An 18,970-nucleotide genomic window follows, 5' to 3' on the forward strand; every position below is an offset into this window, starting at 1 on the left:
CGGGGAAGTCAACCCCAAGAAACCTGCGCGAGCGCTCACATAGGATGACCTATTGTTATCCGCACCGTTTCATCGCCCAATTGTCGCCATGGCGGGTGGCGAAGCGGACCGCAGTCTATATGTTGCGACGCATGATTTTGGGACGATGCCGATGACCCCGGGCGAAGGTAACGCCCTCGAACTGGCCGCGCGCCGCCTCGAGCGCGCCGTCAGCCAGCTGGAACAGAAGATCGCCGCCGAGCGCGCGGCGCGTCCGGCCGCGCCCGTTTCGGGCGAGCCGGGGCTGTTCGACGGCGACGCCGAAGCCGAGTCCAAGGCCGCGCGCCTGGCGCTGGACCTGGAGGCCGCCCGCGCCCGGGAGAAGGCGCTGGAGGAAGCCGGCGAGCAGGCCTCCGAGGCCCTGGGCCGCGCCATCGCCGAGATCCGCGCCGCCCTGGGCGACGAGAGCCTGATCACCGAAGGCGTCCACGACGACGACGAGGAAGAGGACTACGGCGACGACGGCGCCGATCTCTTCCCCGAGGATCGTTCGGAAAGGGAGGCCTGAGCCATGGCCCAACTGACCATCCAGGTGAACGGCCGGCCCTACACCGTCGGCTGCGAGGACGGGCAGGAAGCCCACCTCCTGGAGATCGCCCGCCTGTTCGACCGCCAGGTCCGCCAGGTCAGCCAGGACGTCGGCCAGCTGGGCGAGACCCGGCTGTTCCTGATGGGCGCCCTGCTGCTGGCCGACGAGCTGTCGGACCTGAAGCTGCGCCTGGCCCATGCCCAATCCGAGCTGGCCCGCCTGCAGACCGAACAGACCCGGGTAGAGGTCCGGGCCATCAAAGCCCTGGACGCGGCGTCCGAGAAGATCGAGGCCCTGGTCCAGGGCTGACGGCCTCCGGCCACCCTGGCCGGAATGCGCCTATCCCCGTCGGCATAATTGTGCTTGCCTCCAGCGCAATCTCGAGATGTGGAGGCGCCGGTGGGACAGAAGACGTTCACCTATCCGCGTGAGTTTTCCCTCGACGAGCTGAGCGAGGCGATCGCGGCCGACGAAGCCGGCGTCGGCAAGCTGGTCGGCCTCAATCGGCCCTTCGAGGGCAGCGTGGCGACCTTCGAGTACGGCGAGGGCCATCCGGAGAAGGGCGTGCGCCTCGTCCCCGCCGCCGGCGGCGTGCCGAAGGGCCACGCCAAGGTCTGCGAAGGCCAGGTCTGGGCCGCCGGCCAGGCCCAGACCGTGATCGCGGTGCGGGCCGACTGACCCCAGGCTTGGCGGGCGAGACTGGGCGAGCCAGGCTGGGCGGCTAAGGCGTGGCGGCGCCGACCTTGGTCACGTGGTCCATGACCTGCTGGAACGGCGCGACCCAGATGTCGGGGTTCCGCTTGAGGTGATCCAGCAGCTGCTGGTGCGCTTGCGCCGAGACCTCGAGATAGTCGCCGCCCACGCCATGGAACTGCAGCACGCCCAGCCCGCCGGCCGCACGCACGCGTTCCACATAGGCGATCAATTGCGCGCCGTCGGGATGATCGACGGGGCCCCAGCTGGGCACGTCCAAGGGATCTAGCGACGCGGCGTCGGTGATCACCGACCGGTAGGCGTCGCCGCCGGTCCGCGCATAGCGGATCAGGCCGGAGGTCCGCAGACCGCCGCGATAATCCTCGCCGCCGACCAGGCTCTGGCTGCACGGATAGGCGTAGGTCCGCGCGGTCAGGCCGTCGATGCCGAACAGCACGGCGTTCATCACCCCGATCTCGGCCAGCATCGACTGCGTGTCGTAGGTTTCGGTCACATGGTGCTCGGCGCGGGGCAGCATGGCGCGCGGGCAGGGATGGTTCACCGAGTGGTTGCCCAGCTCGTGGCCGCTCTTCGCCGCCCGCCGCCATCGCAGCATCTCGGCCGGGGTCAGGCTGTCGGCGTCCAGGAAGAAGGTCCCCTTCAGTCCGGCCGCGTCCAGCTGCGGGATCGCGACGTCCAACTGCGAGGGCATGGCGTCGTCATAGGTCAGGACGATGGCCGCGCGCTTGCCCTTCGGCCAGGCGAAGGCGCCCTGGGCGGCGGCCGGTCCCGCGGCGGCCAGCGCCCAGGCCAGGGCGGCGAACAGGACCAGGCGCATGCTTTTCTCCATCCCCCGACCCCGACGGCCGTCGGGGCCTAGTCGTCCAACAGTTCAGCCAGGATCGCCAGCCCCCTCTCGGCCGCCTCGGGGTCGGCTAGGCTGAAGTTCAGCCGGATCGTCGGCGAGGCGCCGCCCTCGGCCAGGAAGTGGCTGCCGGGGGTGAACAGCACGCCGCGCTCGACGGAGCGTTTCAACAGGCGCTCGACGTCGGTCCCTTCGGCCAGGGTCAGCCAGAAGAACAGGCCGCCGGGCGGCAGCGACCACGAGGCGTTGTTGCCCAGGTGACGGGTCAGGGCGTCGGCGAAGGCGTCGCGCTTCCGGCGATAGAGGGCGGCGACCTGGTCCATCCGCTCAGCCCGGCCCGGGTCGTTCAGATACTGCAGCACCATCCACTGGCTGAGCCGGTTGGTGTGCAGGTCGGCCGCCTGCTTCAGCTGGACCAGCAGCGGGAACAGGTCGGGCGAGGCGGTCAGGTAGCCCAGGCGCAGGCCAGGGGCGACGGTCTTGGAGAACGAGCCCTGGTAGATCCACGATCCGCCCGTCATGCCGGCGCAGGCCGGGCGACGCTCGCACGGCTCGTAGACCAGGTCGCGATAGGGATCGTCCTCGAACAGGATCACGTCGCTGGCCCGGCAGGCGGCCGCCATCGCCGCGCGCTCGTCAGCGGTCCAGCAGTGGCCCGACGGATTCTGGAAGGTGGGGATGACATAGGCCATCGACGGCGGCGCTTCGCCCCAGCCGGCGCCGGGGCTCGACCGGTCGATGATCCCGAACCGCGCGCCGTAGAAGCGGAACACCTGCAGGGCGGCCAGATAGGCCGGCGACTCCACGGCCAGGGTCGTGCCGGCGTCGACCACCAGCTTGGCGGCCAGGTCGATGCCCTGCTGCGAGCCGGACAGCACCATCACCCGGTCGGCCTCGGTGTCCAGGCCCAGGGCGGCCAGGTCCCGGGCGATCCGCGCGCGCAGGGCCGGCTCGCCCTCGGTAGGGCCGTATTGCAGCAGGTCGCGCGGCGGCGGGGGCAGGTCCAGCCCCGCGAAGGTCTCGGGCGAGGGCAGGCCGCCGGCGAACGAGATCATGCCCGGGCGCTGCGACACGTTGAGCATGTCGCGCACCGGCGAGGGCCTGATGTCCGAACTCCGCACCGACAGCCGCGCCATCGCCGACCTCCCTCAACATTCCAAACAGCGTCAAACACCTTGACCTATCGACACCATGAGCCGACGCATCCTAAAGTGTCAACATGGTTGACCTGGATGATCCTGCCCTATCTGACGACCTGCATGAGGCGATAGAGCAATTCTATTTCGCCTATCGCGGATTCACGGACCGTCCTGACCGGATTCTCGAAAGGCGCGGGTTAGGCCGTGTGCACCATCGCATCCTCTATTTCATCGGCCGGCGGCCCGACGTTTCGGTGCGCGGCCTGCTGGACCTGCTGGCCGTCAGCAAGCAGGCCCTGAACGCGCCGCTGCGCCAGCTGATGGAGATGGGCCTGGTCGGGGCCGAGGCCGGGGTCGAGGATCGCCGGGTCAAGAACCTGCGCCTGACGGCGTCGGGCCGGAAGCTGGAAGCCGAGCTCACCGAGGCCCAGACGCGCCACCTGCGGGCGGCCTTCGACCGGGCGGGGGCGGAGGCCCACGCGGGCTGGACGGCGGTGATGGCGGAGCTGGTGAAGGGCTGAGGCGCACCCGCTTGCCCCCGCCTGACCGCTTCGCGGTCTGTCCGCCCCCATAGGGGGCGGAGCCTCGCGCTCTTCCCCCTCCGGGGGAAGACGATCGCGAAGCGATCCGTAGGGGGCAAGTGCGACAAGGTCCCCACTGGTATTCGTGACCCCGAACGCCTATCTTCACCAGCGGCGGGTCTGCTGTGGCCCTCGTCGAAGATTTCTATTCCCAGGGACCTTAATCTCTCTATCGGGACCTGTTCCCTCCCGTGGCCGTGGCTGCGGGAACACGGGGCCCACCTGTAACTTACAGGTTCGAGTGGATTGAAACGTCTTCACGGTTCTTCACGGCGCCGCCACCTTCCCCCATTCTCATCCGATCCCGAACGCCTCGGCGCGTGAGGTCCGCATGGAAAAGAGCACGGACAGGACTGGGGCCCTGCTGGGCAGCGCGCTGTTCCTGGTCGTCGCCCCCGGCGTGGTGGCGGGGCTGGTTCCGTGGTGGCTGAGCGGCTGGCGGTTCGCGCCGCCGCTGCTGGGCCTGGAGGCCGGGCGCTGGCTGGGCGGGGCGCTGATCCTCGTCGCCGCGCCGGTGCTGCTGGAGGCCTTCGTCCGCTTCGCCCTGGAGGGCCGGGGCACGCCCGCGCCGGTCGCCCCGACCAAGATGCTGGTGGTGGGCGGCGCCTACCGCTTCGTGCGCAACCCGATGTACGTGGCCGTCGTGAGCCTGATCCTGGGCCAGGCGCTGCTGCTGGGCCAGGCCGTGCTGCTGGCCTATGGCGCGGCGGCCTGGCTGACCATGCATCTGTTCGTGGTGTTCTACGAAGAGCCCCGGCTGCTGGGCGACTACGGCCAGGACTACGAGACCTTCCGCCGCCACGTGCCGCGCTGGCTGCCGCGCCTGCGCCCCTGGCGGCCCGCCGCCTGAGGTGGCAGAGGATAGCCATGGCCATCAAAGATCCCGCCGTCGCCAAGACCGCCCTGCGTCTGTTCGTCCGCAGCCGCCGCAAGGAACTGGCCCTGGAGCATCCCGAGGCCGACTGGCGGGTGGTGGACGTGGCGCGCGAGCCCCTGACGCGGCGGTTCCCCGATCCGAAGGGCAGGATCGCGGCGGTCTATCACGGCCTGGGCTCGGAGCTTCCGGCCCGCCTGCTGGCCGACTGGCTGGCCGAGGCGGGGTGGACCCTGGCCCTGCCCAGCGTCGAGGGCGCTGATCCGGAAGGCCATGGCGGCCACATGGTGTTCCGGCTCTGGACGCCGGGCGAGCCGCTGGTCCGCGACGCCATCGGCCTGGTCGCCCCCGCGGCCGACCGGCCGATCGTCCAGCCCGACCTGGTGGTCGCGCCCCTGCTGGCCTTCGACCGCGAGGGCCGGCGCCTGGGCCAGGGCGGCGGCTACTACGACCGGGCGCTGGAGACCCTGCGGGCCCGCAAGGACGTCTTCGTGCTGGGCCTGGCCTATGTGGGCCAGGAGACACACGGCCTGCCCGATGAGCCCCACGACCAACGATTGGACGCCATCCTGACGGAAAGCGAGTATATCGCCGTCCAAGAGGACTAATTCATGCGTTTTGCTTTCTTCGGCGACGTCGTGGGCAAGTCGGGCCGCGACGGCCTGGCCGACCACCTTCCCGCCCTGCGCCGCCAGCTCCAGCTGGAGTTCGTGATCATCAACGCCGAGAACGCGGCGGCCGGCTTCGGCATCACCGAGAACACCGCCCGCGAGCTGTTCGAGGCCGGGGCCGACTGCCTCACCCTGGGCAACCACAGCTGGGACCAGCGCGAGGCGCTGACCTACATCGTGCGCGAACCGCGCCTGATCCGTCCGGCCAACTATCCGATCCTGTCGGACGCCCCGGGCCGCGGCAGCCACCTGTTCCAGACCGACAGCGGCAAGACCATCATGGTCATCAACCTACTGGGCCGGGTGCACATGGACGCCATGGACGACCCGTTCGCCGCCGCCGATCGCGAGCTGGACAAAGCCCCGCTGGGCCAGGTGGCCGACGCGGTGGTGGTCGACATGCACTGCGAGGCCACGTCCGAGAAGATGGCCATGGGCCACTATTGCGACGGCCGCGCCTCGCTGGTCGTTGGGACGCACACCCACGTGCCGACCGCCGACGCCCAGATCCTGCCCGGCGGCACCGCCTACCAGACCGACGCCGGCGCCTGCGCCGACTACGACAGCGTGATCGGCAACCAGAAGGACGAGCCGCTGCGGCGCTTCACCACCAAGATCAGCGGCGGCCGCTACCAGCCGGCCAGCGGCCCGGCCACGGTCTGCGGCGTGTTCGTCGAAACCGACGACCGCACGGGCCTGGCGGTCCGCGTCGAGCCGATCCGCGTGGGCGGGCGGCTGAAGGAGACGGTTCCGGCGGTGTAGCCCCTCCCCGGAGGAGGGACGGGCTTTCCGGCCCGATCCTTCAAGCCATCCGCGCTTGCGCCCGTCACACCTTCGGCCAACAGTCCTCGCCGACTTTCAACCGAAGGAGCTCCCCCATGACCGACGCCATCTACACCGCCCACGCCCACGCGGTCGGCGGCCGCCAGGGCACGGCCAAGACCGACGACGGCCATCTGGACGTCAAGCTGGGCTACCCCAAGTCGATGGGCGGCAACGGCGAAGGGACCAATCCCGAGCAGCTGTTCGCGGCCGGCTACGGCGCGTGCTTCCTGGGCGCCCTGGGCCTGGTGGCCCGCAACCAGGGGATCAAGCTGGGCGAGCACAGCCTGGACAGCGAGGTCGACCTGATCAAGGACGAGACCAGCTTCCACGTCGGCGTGCGCCTGACCCTGAACGCCCCGGAACTGGACCGCGAGACGGCGGAGAAGCTGCTGCACACCGCCCACGAGGTCTGCCCGTACTCGAAGGCGACGCGCGGCAATATCGATGTCGTGCTGAAGGTGGCCTAGGGCCGATCGACTTCACGGCCGGGGACATGCCCTTGCGGCGTGTCCCCAAGGCTGGCTCGGTGCGTCGTCCGGGGACACGCCGCAAGGGCATGTCCCCGATCCTAGCGCCGCCTTTCCGAGACGCGGTGGACGATCAGGTCGTCGATCTCCAGCCGGCGGAACCGGGCCTTGCCGACCGAAAGGCGTCCGATGGCCAGGGCGCCGATGGCGATCGCCCCCACCGCCAGCGCGCCGACCGCCATGCCGCCCAGCGCCGCCGCGCCGGTCGACAGGGCCCCGGCCGCCGCGGCGCCCGTCGCCACCCCGGAGGGCCTGTCGGTCGCGTGGATCGCCTCCTGGTCCTGCGCCTCGAACTGGCCGAGGCGCGCCGGGTCGAACTGTTCGGACAGGAAATCGGACGGGGTCATCGGGCGCCTCCAGCATGGGCTTCTAAGCTTGGAGGATGACAATATGGGGCGCCAAGCGCTAGAAGCGCGCCCTACCTTTCCTCGCAGACGAGAGAAGAGCCCCGCGAATGGCCGGCCACTCGAAATTCAAGAACATCATGCACCGCAAGGGCCGCGCCGACGCCGCGCGCTCCAAGCTGTTCTCCAAGCTGTCGCGTGAAATCACCGTGGCGGCCAAGGCGGGCCTGCCCGACCCGAACATGAACCCGCGCCTGCGCCTGGCCGTGAACAACGCCAAGGCCGAAAGCCTGCCCAAGGACGTCATCGACCGCGCGATCAAGAAGTCGCAGATGGGCGACGCGGCCGACTATACCGAGATCCGCTACGAAGGCGTCGCCGCCGGCGGCGTCGGGATCATCGTCGAGGTGCTGACCGACAACAAGAACCGCGCCGCCGCCAACGTCCGCTCGTACTTCACCAAGATGGGCGGCAACATGGGGGCCACCGGCTCGGTGACCTTCAACTACGACCGCGTCGGCCAGATCAGCTATCCGGCCAAGGCCGCGTCGGAAGACGACATGATGGAAGCCGCCATCGAGGCCGGCGCCGACGACGTCGTCTCGGACATGGACGAGGAGGGCGAGGGCCACACGGTCTACACCGCCTTCGAGGACCTGAACGACGTGGCCGCCGCCCTGGAAGCCAAGTTCGGCCCGGCCGCCAACACCAAGATCGCCTGGCGTCCCAAGAGCCAGGTCCCGGTCACCGGCGACGCCGTGGCCACCCTGATGAAGCTGCTCGACGCGTTGAACGAGGACGACGACGTCCAGGACGTCTACTCCAACGAAGAGATCAGCGACGAGGACGCGGCGAAGCTGGCGTGATCCTGGCCGGGGACATGCGCTTGTGCGTGTCCCCGGCCGTGTTCGCGGCCTCGCCGATATTTCCAGGCTTTGACGCCGGGGATGACAGTGGGGACACGCACAAGTGCATGTCCCCGGCCGAAAGCCGCGCCCAGCCTGACCGCTGGGCGCGGCTTTTGCGTTCTTCAACCCCTCACCCGACCTCGCTCCGCGAGGCCGCCCTCTCCCCCAAGGGGAAAGAAGGCGCCGAAATCAGGGAATTCCCTGATTTCTTGACGCGCATTTCCCGCCGGCTGAACGGATTCCGCAAGCTGGAGTGTTTGGTTCCGGGGCCGACAGGCTGGGGAACGACATGGAACGCCTTCGCTTTCGCACGCTGGGGGAAATCCTCTACGAGGTGATGACCGGGCTGCTGTTTTATCCGCGCACGCTGTGGCGCGTGCTGCTGTGGCCGGCCGAGACCCTGGTCCCGCCCTCGGCCGGGCGACATGACGAGGCCGCGGCGAGCGGCGCGCCGCCGGACCTGGTCAGCCCGCCGCTGTTCCTGCTGATCTCCATCGGCCTGGCCCACGCCCTGGACCTGTCGCTGCGCGGCGAGCTGGGCGAGGCCGCCGCGTCGCCGGGCTTCGGCCCGCTGCTGTTCCGCGCCCTGGTCTTCAGCCTGTTCCCGCTGGTGATGGCGGCGGGCACGCTGCAGCGCCAGGGACGTCCGGTCGACCACGCCACCCTGCGCGAGCCGTTCGAGCTGCAGTGCCTGTGCGCCGCGCCGTTCGCCCTGTCGCTGTCGGTGGCGGTCATCCTGCTGGGCTCGCCGACGGCGACGACCCGGCTGGCGGGCGGGGCGATCGCGGCGGCGGCGGTGGCCTGGTACCTCAGCGTCCAGACCCGCTGGCTGCACCACCGGCTGGCGGTGGGCGGCTTCCGGGCTTTCCGGACGGCCGCCTGGCTGTTCGCCGTGGCCGTGGCCTGCTGCCTGCCGCCCGCCCTGCTGATCCTGGGGCCGCGCGGTCTGCAGGCGGGGTGAAATCCCGCCGTCGGAGGGGCGGAGCGGCTTCCCGGCCCCCGGGGCGCCGCGCTATGCTGGAGCCATGTCGCTGCGGGTGCACATCGATACGGACTGCGGCGTGGACGACGCCCTGGCCCTGGCCATGCTGGCGCGCTCGCGCGACGCGGTGGAGATCGTCTCGGTCTCGGCGGTGTTCGGCAACACCTATGTCGACCAGGCCGCCGCCAACGCCCGGGGGGTGCTGCGCCTGGCCGGCTGTCCGGCCGAGGTCTATATCGGCGCCGGCTCGGGGGTGGCCAAGCGCCGCGTCGAGCGGATGCGCCCGGCCCACGGCGTGGACGGCCTGAACGGCGCCGGCTTCTCCCAGCGCTGGAAGCTTCCCGAGCTGGACCGGGGGCAGGGCGGCAGCCTCCTGGCCTTCCGCGCCCGGGCCAAGGTGGCGGGCTTGTTCCTGGGACCGCTGACCAACCTGGCCCACGGCCTGTTGGAGGACCCCGGCGCGTTCCGCGACTGGCGGCCCACGATCATGGCGGGCGCCTTCGCGGTCGCGGGCAAGGCGACGGGCGGGGCCGACTTCAACAGCTGGAGCGACGCCGAGGCCCTGGCCCGGGTGCTGGAGCGCGGGGTCATGCCGCGTCTGGTGCCGCTGGACGTCACCTCGCGGGTCACCCTGACCGCCAAGGCCATGGCCGAGGGCTCGACCGCCTGCGGCTCGCCCTTGTCGGCCCGGCTGAACAAGGCCCTGGGGCCCTACATGGCCTTCCACGGCCGGGCCTGGGGGCTGGAGGCCGGCTGCCATCCGCACGACGCGGTGGTCGCCGCCGGCCTGGTGGCCCCGTCGCTGTTCACCTTCGAGCCGGCGCGCCTGCGGGTGATGACCGACGGCGAGCACCTGGGCCGCATCGAGCGGATCGAGGGCGAGCCGAACGCCGAGGTCTGCGTCGGCGTCGACGTGGCGGCCGTCGAGGCCCTGCTGCTGGCGCGACTGTTCTGCGCCCCGGCCCTGAACCCGGCCTAAACGGGATCAAGCTTAAGGTTTCGTTAGGCAAACAGCGCCTTTTCCTGGGGCGCGAAACCGGCGATGGTGCGAGAACACATGATGAACGCGAATCGCACGCCTATCCGAATCCTGGGGCTGGACCCCGGCCTGCGCCGCACCGGCTGGGGCGTGCTCAGCGTCGAGGGCTCGCGCATGAGCCACGTCGCCCACGGGGTGATCGCGCCCGACGACAAGATGGACTTCGCCGACCGCCTGCTGGCCCTGTTCGAGGGCATCGGGGCGGTGATCGAAGAGCACAGGCCGGACGAGGCGGCGGTCGAGGAGGTGTTCCTCAACACCAACGCCCAGTCGACGCTGAAGCTGGGCCACGCCCGCGCCGCGTCGCTGATCGCCCCGGCCCGCGCCGGGCTCGTCGTGGCCGAATATTCGACCCGCCTGGTCAAGAAGGCGGTGGTCGGCACCGGGGCGGCCGACAAGGCCCAGATCGGCTTCATGATCGCCCGCCTGCTGCCCACGGCCGGCAAGACCACGGCCGACTGCGCCGACGCCCTGGCCGTCGCCATCACCCATGCGAACCTGCGCGTCGCCAATCGGAGAGTCGCATGATCGGAAGACTGCGCGGGGCGGTGGCCGAGGTCGGCGAGGAAGAGGCGCTGATCGACGTCATGGGCGTGGGCTATGTCGTGCGCTGCGGCGCGCGCACCCTGCAGCGCCTGCCGGCCCTGGGCGAGGAGGCCCTGCTGCACATCGAGAGCCAATGGAGCGAGAGCGCCGGCCTGCGGCTCTACGGCTTCCTGGCCCGCGACGAGCGCCGGGCCTTCGTGCTGCTCCAGGCCATCCAGGGCGTGGGGCCCAAGGCGGCCATGGCCGTGCTGGACGTGCTGTCGCCGGCCGAGCTGGCTTCGGCGGTGGCGCGCGAGGACAAGGCCGCCGTGGGCCGCGCCAACGGCGTGGGTCCCAAGCTGGCCCTGCGCATCGTCACCGAGCTGAAGGACAAGCCGATCATCGACGGTCCGGTGTTCATGGGCGCCCCAACGACGGCCGCGCCCGCGACGCCCGCCAAGGCCGCCCCGACCGGCGACGCCGTCGCGGCCCTGATGGGCCTGGGCGTGGCCGAGGTGAACGCCCGCCGCGTGATCGAGGCCGCCGCCGACAGGCTGGGCGAAGAGGCCACCGTGCAGCAGCTGATCAAGGCCGGGCTTCAGGAGCTTGGCCGGTGAGCGCGGCCGCGCGAACGAAGACGCTCCCCCCGGGGAGCTGTCGCGGAGCGACTGAGGGGACTTTCATATGACCCGCATCGTCTCCGGCGAACCTCAGCACGGCGAAGCCATCCCCACGGCCTCGGACCGCGCCCTGCGGCCCCAGACCCTGGCCGAGTTCGTCGGTCAGGAGCAGGCCAAGGGCAATCTGCGCATCTTCATCGAGGCGGCCAAGGGCCGGGGCGAGGCCCTGGACCACGTGCTGCTGTTCGGCCCGCCCGGCCTGGGCAAGACCACCCTGGCCCAGATCGTCGCCCGCGAGCTGGGCGTGAACTTCCGCGCCACCTCCGGCCCGGTGCTGAACAAGGCCGGCGACCTGGCGGCGATCCTGACCAACCTGGAAGCCAACGACGTCCTGTTCATCGACGAGATCCACCGGCTGCCCTCGACCGTGGAGGAGATCCTCTATCCGGCGATGGAGGACCACGTGCTGGACCTGGTGATCGGAGAGGGGCCCTCGGCGCGCTCGATCCGCATCGACCTGGCCCCCTTCACCCTGGTGGCGGCCACCACGCGGGCGGGCATGCTGGCCACGCCGCTGCGCGACCGCTTCGGCATCCCGATCCGCCTGGAATTCTACACCCCGGCCGAGCTGCGCCACGTGCTGCTGCACGCCGCCCGCAAGATGGGCGCGCCGCTGTCGGACGACGGGGCCGACGAGATCGCCAAGCGTGCCCGGGGCACGCCGCGCGTCGCCGGCCGCTTGCTGCGCCGCGTCCGCGACTTCGCCGCCGCCGATGGGGCGACCGTCATCGACCGCAAGGCGGCGGGGATGGCCCTGGCGCGGCTCGAGGTCGACGAGAGCGGCCTGGACAGCCTGGACCGCCGCTACCTGCGCGCCATGATCGACAACTACGGCGGCGGCCCGGTGGGCGTGGAGACCATCGCCTACGCCATCGCCGAGGCCCGCGACGCCGTCGAGGACGTGATCGAGCCCTATCTGATGCAGCAGGGCTTCATCCAGCGCACCCCGCGCGGGCGGATGGCCTGCGGCAAGGCCTATCTGCACCTGGGGCTGGACGAGCCGGTCTCGGCGCCGAAGATCGTGCAGGGCGGGCTGTTCGGGGAAGACTAGTTTCACCTTCTCCCTTTGGGAGAGGGCTCTAAAGGCCCTAGCCGTTTCGCTGTCGATCATGCTCTCTTCCAAGCTCAACCTTGGGGTTTGGAGCGCTCATGGGGCGACGCGACGTCATCGAGGTTCCCAAGGCCCATCGGCCGCCGGATCCCACGGTCATCCCCAGGCGGCCGAACGTCTGGACCTTCCGGACCGCCGTTCCGCCCGACCAGGTCGGCGCGCGCCTGGCGGCGACGATCGGGACCGACGTCGGCCCCAACGGCGCCGAGCCTGTCGTGGGCGTCGTCACGCCGACCGGCGCCGAGCTTCATCGCCGCCCCACCAGCCGCAAGAGCCTGACGTTCCGGCTGACCCTGGATTGGACGGCGCAGGCGGAGGGCAGTCTGGTGACCTGCCGCACGCGCCTGCCGATCGAGATCGTGCTGTTCATCGGCGTCTGGATGGTCTTCGCCCTGATGTCGCTGGGCGCGGTCCCGGGGGCGCTGGTGGCGCTGGCCACGCACGCCGATCATGTCGCCGGCTTCCGGCGAGGCTCGCCCGTCTCGCACCTGATCGACCCGCTGGTGACGATGGCGGTCGGCTACGGCCTGTTCCGGTTCATGCGCGCCATGCTGGAGCGCGACCGCGCCTTCCTGATGGAGCACGTCACCCGCGTGCTCGAGGCGGGACCCGTCCGGGAAGCGCGGGAAGAGCCCGGGCGCGGCGCCTACTCCCCCTTCTCCGGCCGGGCGGCTACAACGAGGCCATGACCGACCTTCCCCAGCCCACGCCCGGCGTCTTCGAGGGCCGCGAGCACCAACTGCCCGTGCGCATCTACTACGAGGACACCGACTTCTCCGGCATCGTCTACCACGCCAACTACCTGCGCTATTTCGAGCGGGGGCGGAGCGACTTCTTCCGGATGATCGGCATCTCGCACACGGCGTTGCACAAGGCCGACACGGCCTTCGCGATCGTGCGCATGGAGCTGGACTTCAAGCGCGCCGCCCGGATCGACGACGCCCTGCTGGTGCGCACCACCTATGACCGGGTGAAGGGCCCGCGCCTGTTCGTCAGCCAACGGATCACGCGCGGCGACGAGCTGATCTGCCAGGCGGCCGGCGAGGCGGTCTGCATCACCCTGGACGGCCGCCCGCGCAAACCGACGGCCGAGATGCTGGCCCAGATGGCGCCGTGGCTGGAGGTTTAGCGACCGCCCCCGACGGTCGTCATCCTCGGACTTGTTCCGAGGACCCCTCTGTCGGCTGAGCTGTCGCTTCAAAGGTGTCCGCCGCCTCACCGTTCCACGGATCATCCTTCTTCGAAGCTGAAGCAGGGGTCCTCGGAACAAGTCCGAGGATGACGGGTGTGGGCGCACCCACCAAAAAACCGCCTCCCTCGCCGATTGTCATAGTTTCACCATTGCCCCGCTTCATGTCAGTAAGGGCGCAACGGAACCCCGGAAGGCCCCGCCGCCTTCCACGATACTGACGCCCCAACGGAGCAGGACCCCGCATGGACGCCGCCGCAGGCCCGCAGAGCTTTTCCTTCATCTCGCTGTTCATGCAGGCCGACTGGGTCGTGAAGGGCGTGATGGTCGGTCTGATCCTGGCCTCGCTGGGCTCGTGGGCGGTGATCATCGACAAGCTGTTCCGCTTCTCGGGCCTGAACAGCGCCGCCAACCGATTCGAGGACCAGGTCGGCTCGGGCCAGGGGCTGGAGGAGGTCGCGGCCCAGGCCGGCGCCAATCCGCGCCACCCGCTGCCGCGCATGCTGCAGCTGGCGCTGAAGGAATGGCGCGACGCCAAGGCCAAGGGGCCGGTGGGCGAGGCCCAGGCCGCCTTCCTGATCCAGCGCATCGACCGGATGATGGACACCCTGATCTCGCGCGAGACCGGCAAGGCCGAGGAAGGCCTGGGGAGCCTCGCCATCGTCGCCACCGCCAGCCCGTTCATCGGCCTGTTCGGCACGGTCTGGGGCATCATGCACGCCTTCCAGAACATCGCGATCTCGAAGAACACCTCGCTGGCCGTGGTCGCCCCGTCGATCGCCGAGGCCCTGTTCGCCACCGCCGTGGGCCTGATCGCCGCCATCCCGGCCTATATCGCCTACAACAAGTTCTCGACCGACGCGGGCAAGTTCGCCGGCCGGCTGGAGAACTTCGCCGACGACCTGTCGACGGCCATCCAGCGTCGCCTCAGCGAGCGGGTCTAGCCCCATGGCCATGTCCGCCAACGACGCCTTCGCCACCGGCGGCCGTCGCGGCCGCCGCCGCGGACGCCGGCGGGGCAAGGGCGCCCTGTCCGAGATCAACGTCACCCCGCTGGTCGACGTCATGCTGGTGCTGCTGATCATCTTCATGATCAGCGCTCCGCTGCTGACCGCCGGCGTGCCGCTGGAGCTGCCCAAGACCGAGGCCGCCGCCCTGCAGAACCAGCAGGAGCCGATCACGGTGTCGATCAAGGCCGACGGCGCGGTATTCATCGGCGAGGGCGAGGTCCCGTTCGGCGAGCTGGCCCCGCGCATCTCGTCGATCGCCGGCGACGGCTACGACAAGCCGATCTTCGTGCGCGCCGACGGCAAGGCCAACTACGCGACCGTCGCCCAGGTGATGGCCGCCCTGTCCAACGCCGGCTTCGCCAAGATCAACCTGCTGACCGACACCGGCGGCCCCTCGTCGGGCGCTTCGGCTAAGGCTGACGGCGCGGGCGACCTGCGTCCGGCGCAGTGAGGCGGTCGCCCGGTGACCCGTAGGGACGACAAGACCAACTTCTCTCCGGCCCTGGTCGGGTCGATCGGCCTCCACGTGCTAGTGGTGGCCGCGATCCTGATCGGCCCGTGGAAGCCGTCCAAGCCGGTGATCATCGGCGAAAGCGTGCCGGTGACCATCGTCACCGAGGGGCCGACCAACGTGCGGCCGGCGATCGAGGACGTCGTCGACCAGACCGCCCAGACCGAGGAGCCCACGCCCGAGGCCGACCCGCAGCCGCCGGCTCCCGTGCCCGCGCCGGTCCCGACTCCGGCCCCCGCGCCGCCCAAGACCGCGACGCCGGCCCCGACGCCCAAGCCCACCCCGACCAAGCCGGCCCCGGCCAAGCCCGAGCCCGACTTCTTCGCCTCGCTGGAAAAGACCCTGGCCAAGACGCCCAAGGCGACCGGCAAGCCCGTGGCCAACGCGCCCAAGGGCCCGACCCGTCCCGAGACGGCCACCCAGGCCCGTCCGGGCGCCGGGGCGATGACCGGCCTGCAGGCCGCGGCCATCAACGGCATGAAGGACGAGATCCAGCGCCGCTGGAACCCCAACTGCGAGGTCGAGGGCGGCGCGGCCGTCCAGGTCAAGGTCAGCTTCAAGCTGGCGACCGGCGGGCGCATCGTGGGCCAGGTGACGGCCGGCGACGCCGAGCGTTCGTCCGATCCGGTGGTCAAGGCCGCCGCCGACCGGGCGATCCGCGCGGTCTACCAGTCGGCGCCCTTCGAAGGCCTGCCGCCGGACTATTATGGCCAGCAACTCAATTTGAACTTCAAGGCGCGCGACGCTTGCGCGGCGCGATAGGGAGGACCCGAAGCATGAACCTCAAGTCCGTCTTCACCGGGTTGGCGACCGCCGCCGTCCTGGCCGTGTCCATGGCCGCCTTCGCGCCGACGACCGCCCGCGCCCAGATCGAGGTCGACATCGACAAGGGCGCGGTCAAGCCGCTGCCGGTGGCCATCCCCGCCTTCTCGGGCGGCGGGCGCGGGGCCGAGATCTCGCAGGTCATCAGCGGCAATCTGGAACGCTCGGGCCTGTTCCAGCCGCTGAACGTCGCCAACGTCGCCGACAAGCTGGCCGACGTGAACGTCCAGCCGCGCTTCCCCGACTGGCAGGCCACCGGGGCCCAGGCCCTGATCAACGGCCAGGTCACGGTCGGCGCCGACGGCGTGCTGCGCGTCGACTTCCGCCTGTGGGACACCTTCAGCCAGCAGCAGCTGCTGGGCCTGCAGTTCACCTCGACGGCCGAGAACTGGCGCCGCGTGGCCCACAAGATCAGCGACGCGGTCTATGAGCGCCTGACCGGCGAGAAGGGCTATTTCGACACCCGCGTGGTGTTCGTGGCCGAGAGCGGCTCCAAGCTGGCCCGGGTCAAGAAGCTGGCGATCATGGACCAGGACGGCGCCAACCCGCAGTACCTGACCGACGGTTCGTACATCGTCATGACCCCGCGCTTCTCCTCGACCAGCCAGGAGATCACCTACATGGCGCTGCGGCCCACGGGGTCGAGCATCTATCTGACCAACCTGGAGACGGCCCGCACCGAGACCATCGGCAAGTTCCCGGGCATGGTCTTCGCCCCGCGCTTCTCGCCGGACGGCAGCAAGGTGGCCTTCTCGGTCGAGAAGGGCGGCAACAGCGACATCTACGTGCTGGACCTGCGCAGCCGGCAGTCGACGCGGATCACCACAGACCCGGCCATCGACACCTCGCCGTCGTTCTCGCCGGACGGCAGCCGCATCGTGTTCAACTCCGACCGCGGCGGCCAGGCCCAGATCTACGTGATGAACGTCGACGGCAGCGGCGTGCGTCGCATCTCGTACGGCGGCGGCCGCTACACCACGCCGGTGTGGAGCCCGCGCGGCGACTACATCGCCTTCACCAAGCAGACCGGCGGCGAATTCCACATCGGGGTGATGAAGCCCGACGGCGGCGACGAGCGCCTGCTGACCACCAGCTACCTGGACGAAGGCCCCACCTGGGCCCCCAACGGCCGGGTGCTGATGTTCTCGCGCGAGAGCTCCAGCGGCAATTCGCGGCTGTGGACGGTGGACATCACCGGCCGGATCCTGCGTCCCGCCGCCTATACCGGCGCCGCCTCGGATCCCGCCTGGTCGCCGCTGCTGGATTGATCCACACGACTTTGAGGCAACCTCTGCCGTAAAGGCGCGTTGCCTTAGAGTCGTTCATCCGACGTTCACCCGCCAGGTGAAACCACGTGGGCGTGCGACATTCTGACGCCATTGTGAGGTGCAAGGTGCGATTTGGCGCGGCGCCACGAAGGCTACACGCGTTAGAAGTATGAACCTTGGCCGTGGACTTGAGGAGAAACTGGATGAGCTTCGACACCCAACGCGTTGCTAGACTGGCGATGATCGGCCTGGCCGCCGCCTCGCTCGCCGCCTGTGCTTCGCGGCCGAAGCCGCAGGGCCCCGCGGCGCCGACGCAACCGGCCCCGACCCAGCCCGAGGCTCCCTATACGCCTCCGGCCACGCCGCAATCGCCGGTCAACCAGGGCCCGCTGCCGGGCACGGTGCAGGACTTCGTGATCAACATCGGCGACCGCATCTACTTCGCCACCGACAGCTACGACGTCACCCCCGACGCCCAGGCGGTGCTGGCGGCCCAGGCCCAATGGCTGAACCGCTATCCGGCCGTGCGCGTGCGCATCGAAGGCAACGCCGACGAACGCGGCACCCGCGAGTACAACCTGGCCCTGGGCGCCCGTCGCGCCAACGCCGTCCGCGAAGTGCTGATCGGCGCGGGCGTCTCGGCCTCGCGCATCGAGTCCCTGTCGTACGGCAAGGAACGTCCGATCGATCCGGGCACGGGCGAAGACGCCTGGGCTAAGAACCGTAACGCCCGCACCGCCATCACCGACGGCGCGCGGTAAGACCGATATCCCCGTCTCCGCCTGGAGACGGGGCTTCGACGCTGTCATCCCGGAAGCGCCCGCGCTTTCGGGATGACGACGTTTTGAGATGCAGCTAGGCGCGATCTCGTCCCATCGTGACGCCCTGGCCTCTAGCGCCGCACTTTTGTCCGCAACCGGGGCATAATCGCCGACATGAAGCTGAAAGCCGCTCTGCTCGCCTCGGTCCTGGCGCTCACCGCCATGCCCGTCCTCGTCACGCCGTCCCTGTCCATGGCCCAGACCGCCATGCCCGACCCGCTGGACGACCGTTCGGTCAAACGGCTGGACAAGATGGAGAAGGTGGTCCGCGAGCTGCGGGCGATCGTCTTCCAGGGCCGCGACACCGGCAAGCCGGTGGTGGTGCAGGCCGCCGAGACCGACGCCCAGATCGCGGCGCTGTCGGAAAAGCTGGCCGACCTGGAACAGACCCTGACCAAGCTGAACGGCCAGAACGAAAGCCTGACCCACGACCTGGACGTGGCGCGGCAGGCCAATGACGGCCAGAAGGCCCGCGCCGACGCGCTGGACCAGCGCCTGGCCGCCCTGGAGAAGCGTCTCGCCGACCAGGAGGCCGCCGCGGCCGCCGCGGCGGCGGCGACCCCGGCCGCGCCCGCCGCTGTCGCGACCCCCACCGATCCGAACGCCGCCTTCAAGTCGGCCCGCCAGCTGCTGCTGGACGGCGACTACGGCGGCGCCGAACAGGCCTTCGGCGGCTATGTCGAGGCCTTCCCCGACAGCGCCAAGGCGCCGGAAGCCCGCTACTGGCTGGGCGAGACCCAGTTCGTGCGCGAGGCCTACAGCGACGCCGCCGGCAACTATCTGGGTTCGCTGCGCGGCTGGCCGCAGACCAGCTGGGCGCCCGACGCGGTGGTGAAGCTGTCGCGCTCGCTGGTGGCGCTGAAGAAGCCCGCCGACGCCTGCAAGGCCCTGGACGAACTGAGCCGCCGCTACCCCAAGGCGCCGAACGCGGTCGTCTCCAAGGCCACGGCCACCCGCGTCCAGGCCAAGTGCGCGACGTAGCGCTCCAGATCTATTGATCCGCTCATCCCGGCGAAT

Annotated in this window: 25 protein-coding genes; 22 read left to right on the forward strand and 3 right to left on the reverse strand. The window is 70.2% G+C overall.

What is annotated here, in order from left to right:
* Positions 1–151 precede the first annotated feature (151 nt).
* From BR39_RS0101120 to BR39_RS0101130, 3 genes are all read left to right on the forward strand, one after another.
* Positions 152–547 (forward strand): hypothetical protein, encoded by a 396-nt coding sequence (locus BR39_RS0101120; RefSeq protein WP_035018056.1) that lies wholly within the window; start codon positions 152–154, stop codon positions 545–547.
* A gap of 3 nt (positions 548–550) precedes the next feature.
* Positions 551–877, forward strand: coding sequence for a cell division protein ZapA (locus BR39_RS0101125; protein ID WP_029907193.1), 327 nt, complete (start codon positions 551–553; stop codon positions 875–877).
* Positions 878–967: 90 nt separating this feature from the next.
* Entirely contained in the window at positions 968–1,246 is a 279-nt protein-coding gene (locus BR39_RS0101130) for a hypothetical protein (RefSeq protein ID WP_156035537.1), read from the forward strand.
* Positions 1,247–1,289: 43 nt separating this feature from the next.
* Here the strand turns inward: BR39_RS0101130 and BR39_RS0101135 are convergent, their stop codons facing one another.
* Both BR39_RS0101135 and BR39_RS0101140 read right to left on the reverse strand, forming a co-directional pair.
* On the reverse strand, positions 1,290–2,099 hold the full coding sequence (locus tag BR39_RS0101135; RefSeq protein ID WP_029907195.1) for a polysaccharide deacetylase family protein: 810 nt from the start codon (positions 2,097–2,099) through the stop codon (positions 1,290–1,292).
* Between the two features lie 38 nt (positions 2,100–2,137).
* Positions 2,138–3,262, reverse strand: a complete 1,125-nt coding sequence (locus BR39_RS0101140) for a PLP-dependent aminotransferase family protein (RefSeq protein ID WP_029907196.1) — start codon at positions 3,260–3,262, stop codon at positions 2,138–2,140.
* A 209-nt stretch (positions 3,263–3,471) separates the two neighbouring features.
* Here BR39_RS0101140 and BR39_RS0101145 point away from each other — a divergent pair, with 209 nt between their 5' ends.
* The 5 genes from BR39_RS0101145 (at position 3,472) to BR39_RS0101165 (ending at position 6,683) form a co-directional block, all read left to right on the forward strand.
* Entirely contained in the window at positions 3,472–3,786 is a 315-nt protein-coding gene (locus BR39_RS0101145) for a MarR family transcriptional regulator (protein WP_231499371.1), read from the forward strand.
* Positions 3,787–4,177: 391 nt separating this feature from the next.
* Positions 4,178–4,696, forward strand: coding sequence for an isoprenylcysteine carboxylmethyltransferase family protein (locus BR39_RS0101150; protein WP_029907198.1), 519 nt, complete (start codon positions 4,178–4,180; stop codon positions 4,694–4,696).
* 17 nt (positions 4,697–4,713) lie between these two features.
* Positions 4,714–5,328 (forward strand): 5-formyltetrahydrofolate cyclo-ligase, encoded by a 615-nt coding sequence (locus BR39_RS0101155; protein WP_029907199.1) that lies wholly within the window; start codon positions 4,714–4,716, stop codon positions 5,326–5,328.
* A 3-nt stretch (positions 5,329–5,331) separates the two neighbouring features.
* A complete protein-coding gene (locus BR39_RS0101160; protein ID WP_029907200.1) occupies positions 5,332–6,153 on the forward strand; it encodes a YmdB family metallophosphoesterase in 822 nt (273 codons plus the stop codon).
* Positions 6,154–6,269: 116 nt separating this feature from the next.
* Positions 6,270–6,683, forward strand: coding sequence for an organic hydroperoxide resistance protein (locus BR39_RS0101165; RefSeq protein ID WP_029907201.1), 414 nt, complete (start codon positions 6,270–6,272; stop codon positions 6,681–6,683).
* 101 nt (positions 6,684–6,784) lie between these two features.
* Here BR39_RS0101165 and BR39_RS25120 read toward each other — a convergent pair whose 3' ends face one another.
* Positions 6,785–7,090: a hypothetical protein gene (locus BR39_RS25120; RefSeq protein WP_029907202.1), complete on the reverse strand. Its 306-nt coding sequence runs from the start codon at positions 7,088–7,090 to the stop codon at positions 6,785–6,787.
* Positions 7,091–7,197: 107 nt separating this feature from the next.
* Here BR39_RS25120 and BR39_RS0101175 point away from each other — a divergent pair, with 107 nt between their 5' ends.
* The 14 genes from BR39_RS0101175 (at position 7,198) to ybgF (ending at position 18,934) form a co-directional block, all read left to right on the forward strand.
* Positions 7,198–7,953 carry a YebC/PmpR family DNA-binding transcriptional regulator gene (locus tag BR39_RS0101175; RefSeq protein ID WP_029907203.1) on the forward strand — a complete coding sequence of 252 codons (756 nt, stop codon included), beginning with the start codon at positions 7,198–7,200 and terminating at the stop codon, positions 7,951–7,953.
* A 331-nt stretch (positions 7,954–8,284) separates the two neighbouring features.
* On the forward strand, positions 8,285–8,956 hold the full coding sequence (locus tag BR39_RS0101180) for a hypothetical protein (protein ID WP_051695040.1): 672 nt from the start codon (positions 8,285–8,287) through the stop codon (positions 8,954–8,956).
* A gap of 64 nt (positions 8,957–9,020) precedes the next feature.
* A complete protein-coding gene (locus BR39_RS0101185; RefSeq protein ID WP_029907205.1) occupies positions 9,021–9,956 on the forward strand; it encodes a nucleoside hydrolase in 936 nt (311 codons plus the stop codon).
* Positions 9,957–10,022: 66 nt separating this feature from the next.
* A complete protein-coding gene (gene ruvC, locus BR39_RS0101190) occupies positions 10,023–10,544 on the forward strand; it encodes a crossover junction endodeoxyribonuclease RuvC (protein WP_197026631.1) in 522 nt (173 codons plus the stop codon).
* On the forward strand, positions 10,541–11,158 hold the full coding sequence (ruvA, locus tag BR39_RS0101195) for a Holliday junction branch migration protein RuvA (RefSeq protein WP_029907207.1): 618 nt from the start codon (positions 10,541–10,543) through the stop codon (positions 11,156–11,158). Before ruvC ends, ruvA begins: the two co-directional genes overlap by 4 nt.
* A gap of 67 nt (positions 11,159–11,225) precedes the next feature.
* Positions 11,226–12,272 (forward strand): Holliday junction branch migration DNA helicase RuvB, encoded by a 1,047-nt coding sequence (gene ruvB / locus BR39_RS0101200; RefSeq protein ID WP_029907208.1) that lies wholly within the window; start codon positions 11,226–11,228, stop codon positions 12,270–12,272.
* A 98-nt stretch (positions 12,273–12,370) separates the two neighbouring features.
* A complete protein-coding gene (locus tag BR39_RS0101205) occupies positions 12,371–13,021 on the forward strand; it encodes a hypothetical protein (RefSeq protein WP_029907209.1) in 651 nt (216 codons plus the stop codon).
* Positions 13,018–13,461, forward strand: a complete 444-nt coding sequence (locus tag BR39_RS0101210) for a YbgC/FadM family acyl-CoA thioesterase (protein ID WP_029907210.1) — start codon at positions 13,018–13,020, stop codon at positions 13,459–13,461. The genes BR39_RS0101205 and BR39_RS0101210 overlap by 4 nt, the downstream gene beginning before the upstream one ends.
* Positions 13,462–13,766: 305 nt before the next feature.
* A complete protein-coding gene (gene tolQ / locus BR39_RS0101215) occupies positions 13,767–14,465 on the forward strand; it encodes a protein TolQ (protein ID WP_029907211.1) in 699 nt (232 codons plus the stop codon).
* Positions 14,466–14,469: 4 nt separating this feature from the next.
* Positions 14,470–14,982: a biopolymer transporter ExbD gene (locus BR39_RS0101220; protein WP_029907212.1), complete on the forward strand. Its 513-nt coding sequence runs from the start codon at positions 14,470–14,472 to the stop codon at positions 14,980–14,982.
* A 12-nt stretch (positions 14,983–14,994) separates the two neighbouring features.
* A complete protein-coding gene (locus BR39_RS0101225) occupies positions 14,995–15,804 on the forward strand; it encodes a cell envelope integrity/translocation protein TolA (protein WP_029907213.1) in 810 nt (269 codons plus the stop codon).
* A 14-nt stretch (positions 15,805–15,818) separates the two neighbouring features.
* Positions 15,819–17,132, forward strand: coding sequence for a Tol-Pal system beta propeller repeat protein TolB (gene tolB / locus BR39_RS0101230; protein ID WP_029907214.1), 1,314 nt, complete (start codon positions 15,819–15,821; stop codon positions 17,130–17,132).
* A gap of 188 nt (positions 17,133–17,320) precedes the next feature.
* Positions 17,321–17,893, forward strand: a complete 573-nt coding sequence (gene pal, locus BR39_RS0101235; RefSeq protein ID WP_035018059.1) for a peptidoglycan-associated lipoprotein Pal — start codon at positions 17,321–17,323, stop codon at positions 17,891–17,893.
* A gap of 174 nt (positions 17,894–18,067) precedes the next feature.
* Entirely contained in the window at positions 18,068–18,934 is an 867-nt protein-coding gene (ybgF, locus tag BR39_RS0101240; protein ID WP_029907216.1) for a tol-pal system protein YbgF, read from the forward strand.
* Positions 18,935–18,970: the final 36 nt, after the last annotated feature.

Origin of the sequence: Caulobacter sp. UNC358MFTsu5.1 (assembly GCF_000712075.1) — a bacterium.
Classification (GTDB): domain Bacteria; phylum Pseudomonadota; class Alphaproteobacteria; order Caulobacterales; family Caulobacteraceae; genus Caulobacter.

What these genes read in the sequence shown, in the direction of transcription:
- BR39_RS0101120 (WP_035018056.1), top strand. Translation starts at nt 152, where the DNA reads ATGACCCCGGGCGAAGGTAACGCCCTCGAACTGGCCGCGCGCCGCCTC.
- BR39_RS0101125 (WP_029907193.1), top strand. Translation starts at nt 551, where the DNA reads ATGGCCCAACTGACCATCCAGGTGAACGGCCGGCCCTACACCGTCGGC.
- BR39_RS0101135 (WP_029907195.1), bottom strand. Translation starts at nt 2,099, where the DNA reads ATGCGCCTGGTCCTGTTCGCCGCCCTGGCCTGGGCGCTGGCCGCCGCG.
- BR39_RS0101140 (WP_029907196.1), bottom strand. Translation starts at nt 3,262, where the DNA reads ATGGCGCGGCTGTCGGTGCGGAGTTCGGACATCAGGCCCTCGCCGGTG.
- BR39_RS0101150 (WP_029907198.1), top strand. Translation starts at nt 4,178, where the DNA reads ATGGAAAAGAGCACGGACAGGACTGGGGCCCTGCTGGGCAGCGCGCTG.
- BR39_RS0101155 (WP_029907199.1), top strand. Translation starts at nt 4,714, where the DNA reads ATGGCCATCAAAGATCCCGCCGTCGCCAAGACCGCCCTGCGTCTGTTC.
- BR39_RS0101160 (WP_029907200.1), top strand. Translation starts at nt 5,332, where the DNA reads ATGCGTTTTGCTTTCTTCGGCGACGTCGTGGGCAAGTCGGGCCGCGAC.
- BR39_RS0101165 (WP_029907201.1), top strand. Translation starts at nt 6,270, where the DNA reads ATGACCGACGCCATCTACACCGCCCACGCCCACGCGGTCGGCGGCCGC.
- BR39_RS25120 (WP_029907202.1), bottom strand. Translation starts at nt 7,090, where the DNA reads ATGACCCCGTCCGATTTCCTGTCCGAACAGTTCGACCCGGCGCGCCTC.
- BR39_RS0101175 (WP_029907203.1), top strand. Translation starts at nt 7,198, where the DNA reads ATGGCCGGCCACTCGAAATTCAAGAACATCATGCACCGCAAGGGCCGC.
- BR39_RS0101180 (WP_051695040.1), top strand. Translation starts at nt 8,285, where the DNA reads ATGGAACGCCTTCGCTTTCGCACGCTGGGGGAAATCCTCTACGAGGTG.
- BR39_RS0101185 (WP_029907205.1), top strand. Translation starts at nt 9,021, where the DNA reads ATGTCGCTGCGGGTGCACATCGATACGGACTGCGGCGTGGACGACGCC.
- ruvA (WP_029907207.1), top strand. Translation starts at nt 10,541, where the DNA reads ATGATCGGAAGACTGCGCGGGGCGGTGGCCGAGGTCGGCGAGGAAGAG.
- ruvB (WP_029907208.1), top strand. Translation starts at nt 11,226, where the DNA reads ATGACCCGCATCGTCTCCGGCGAACCTCAGCACGGCGAAGCCATCCCC.
- BR39_RS0101205 (WP_029907209.1), top strand. Translation starts at nt 12,371, where the DNA reads ATGGGGCGACGCGACGTCATCGAGGTTCCCAAGGCCCATCGGCCGCCG.
- BR39_RS0101210 (WP_029907210.1), top strand. Translation starts at nt 13,018, where the DNA reads ATGACCGACCTTCCCCAGCCCACGCCCGGCGTCTTCGAGGGCCGCGAG.
- tolQ (WP_029907211.1), top strand. Translation starts at nt 13,767, where the DNA reads ATGGACGCCGCCGCAGGCCCGCAGAGCTTTTCCTTCATCTCGCTGTTC.
- BR39_RS0101220 (WP_029907212.1), top strand. Translation starts at nt 14,470, where the DNA reads ATGGCCATGTCCGCCAACGACGCCTTCGCCACCGGCGGCCGTCGCGGC.
- tolB (WP_029907214.1), top strand. Translation starts at nt 15,819, where the DNA reads ATGAACCTCAAGTCCGTCTTCACCGGGTTGGCGACCGCCGCCGTCCTG.
- ybgF (WP_029907216.1), top strand. Translation starts at nt 18,068, where the DNA reads ATGAAGCTGAAAGCCGCTCTGCTCGCCTCGGTCCTGGCGCTCACCGCC.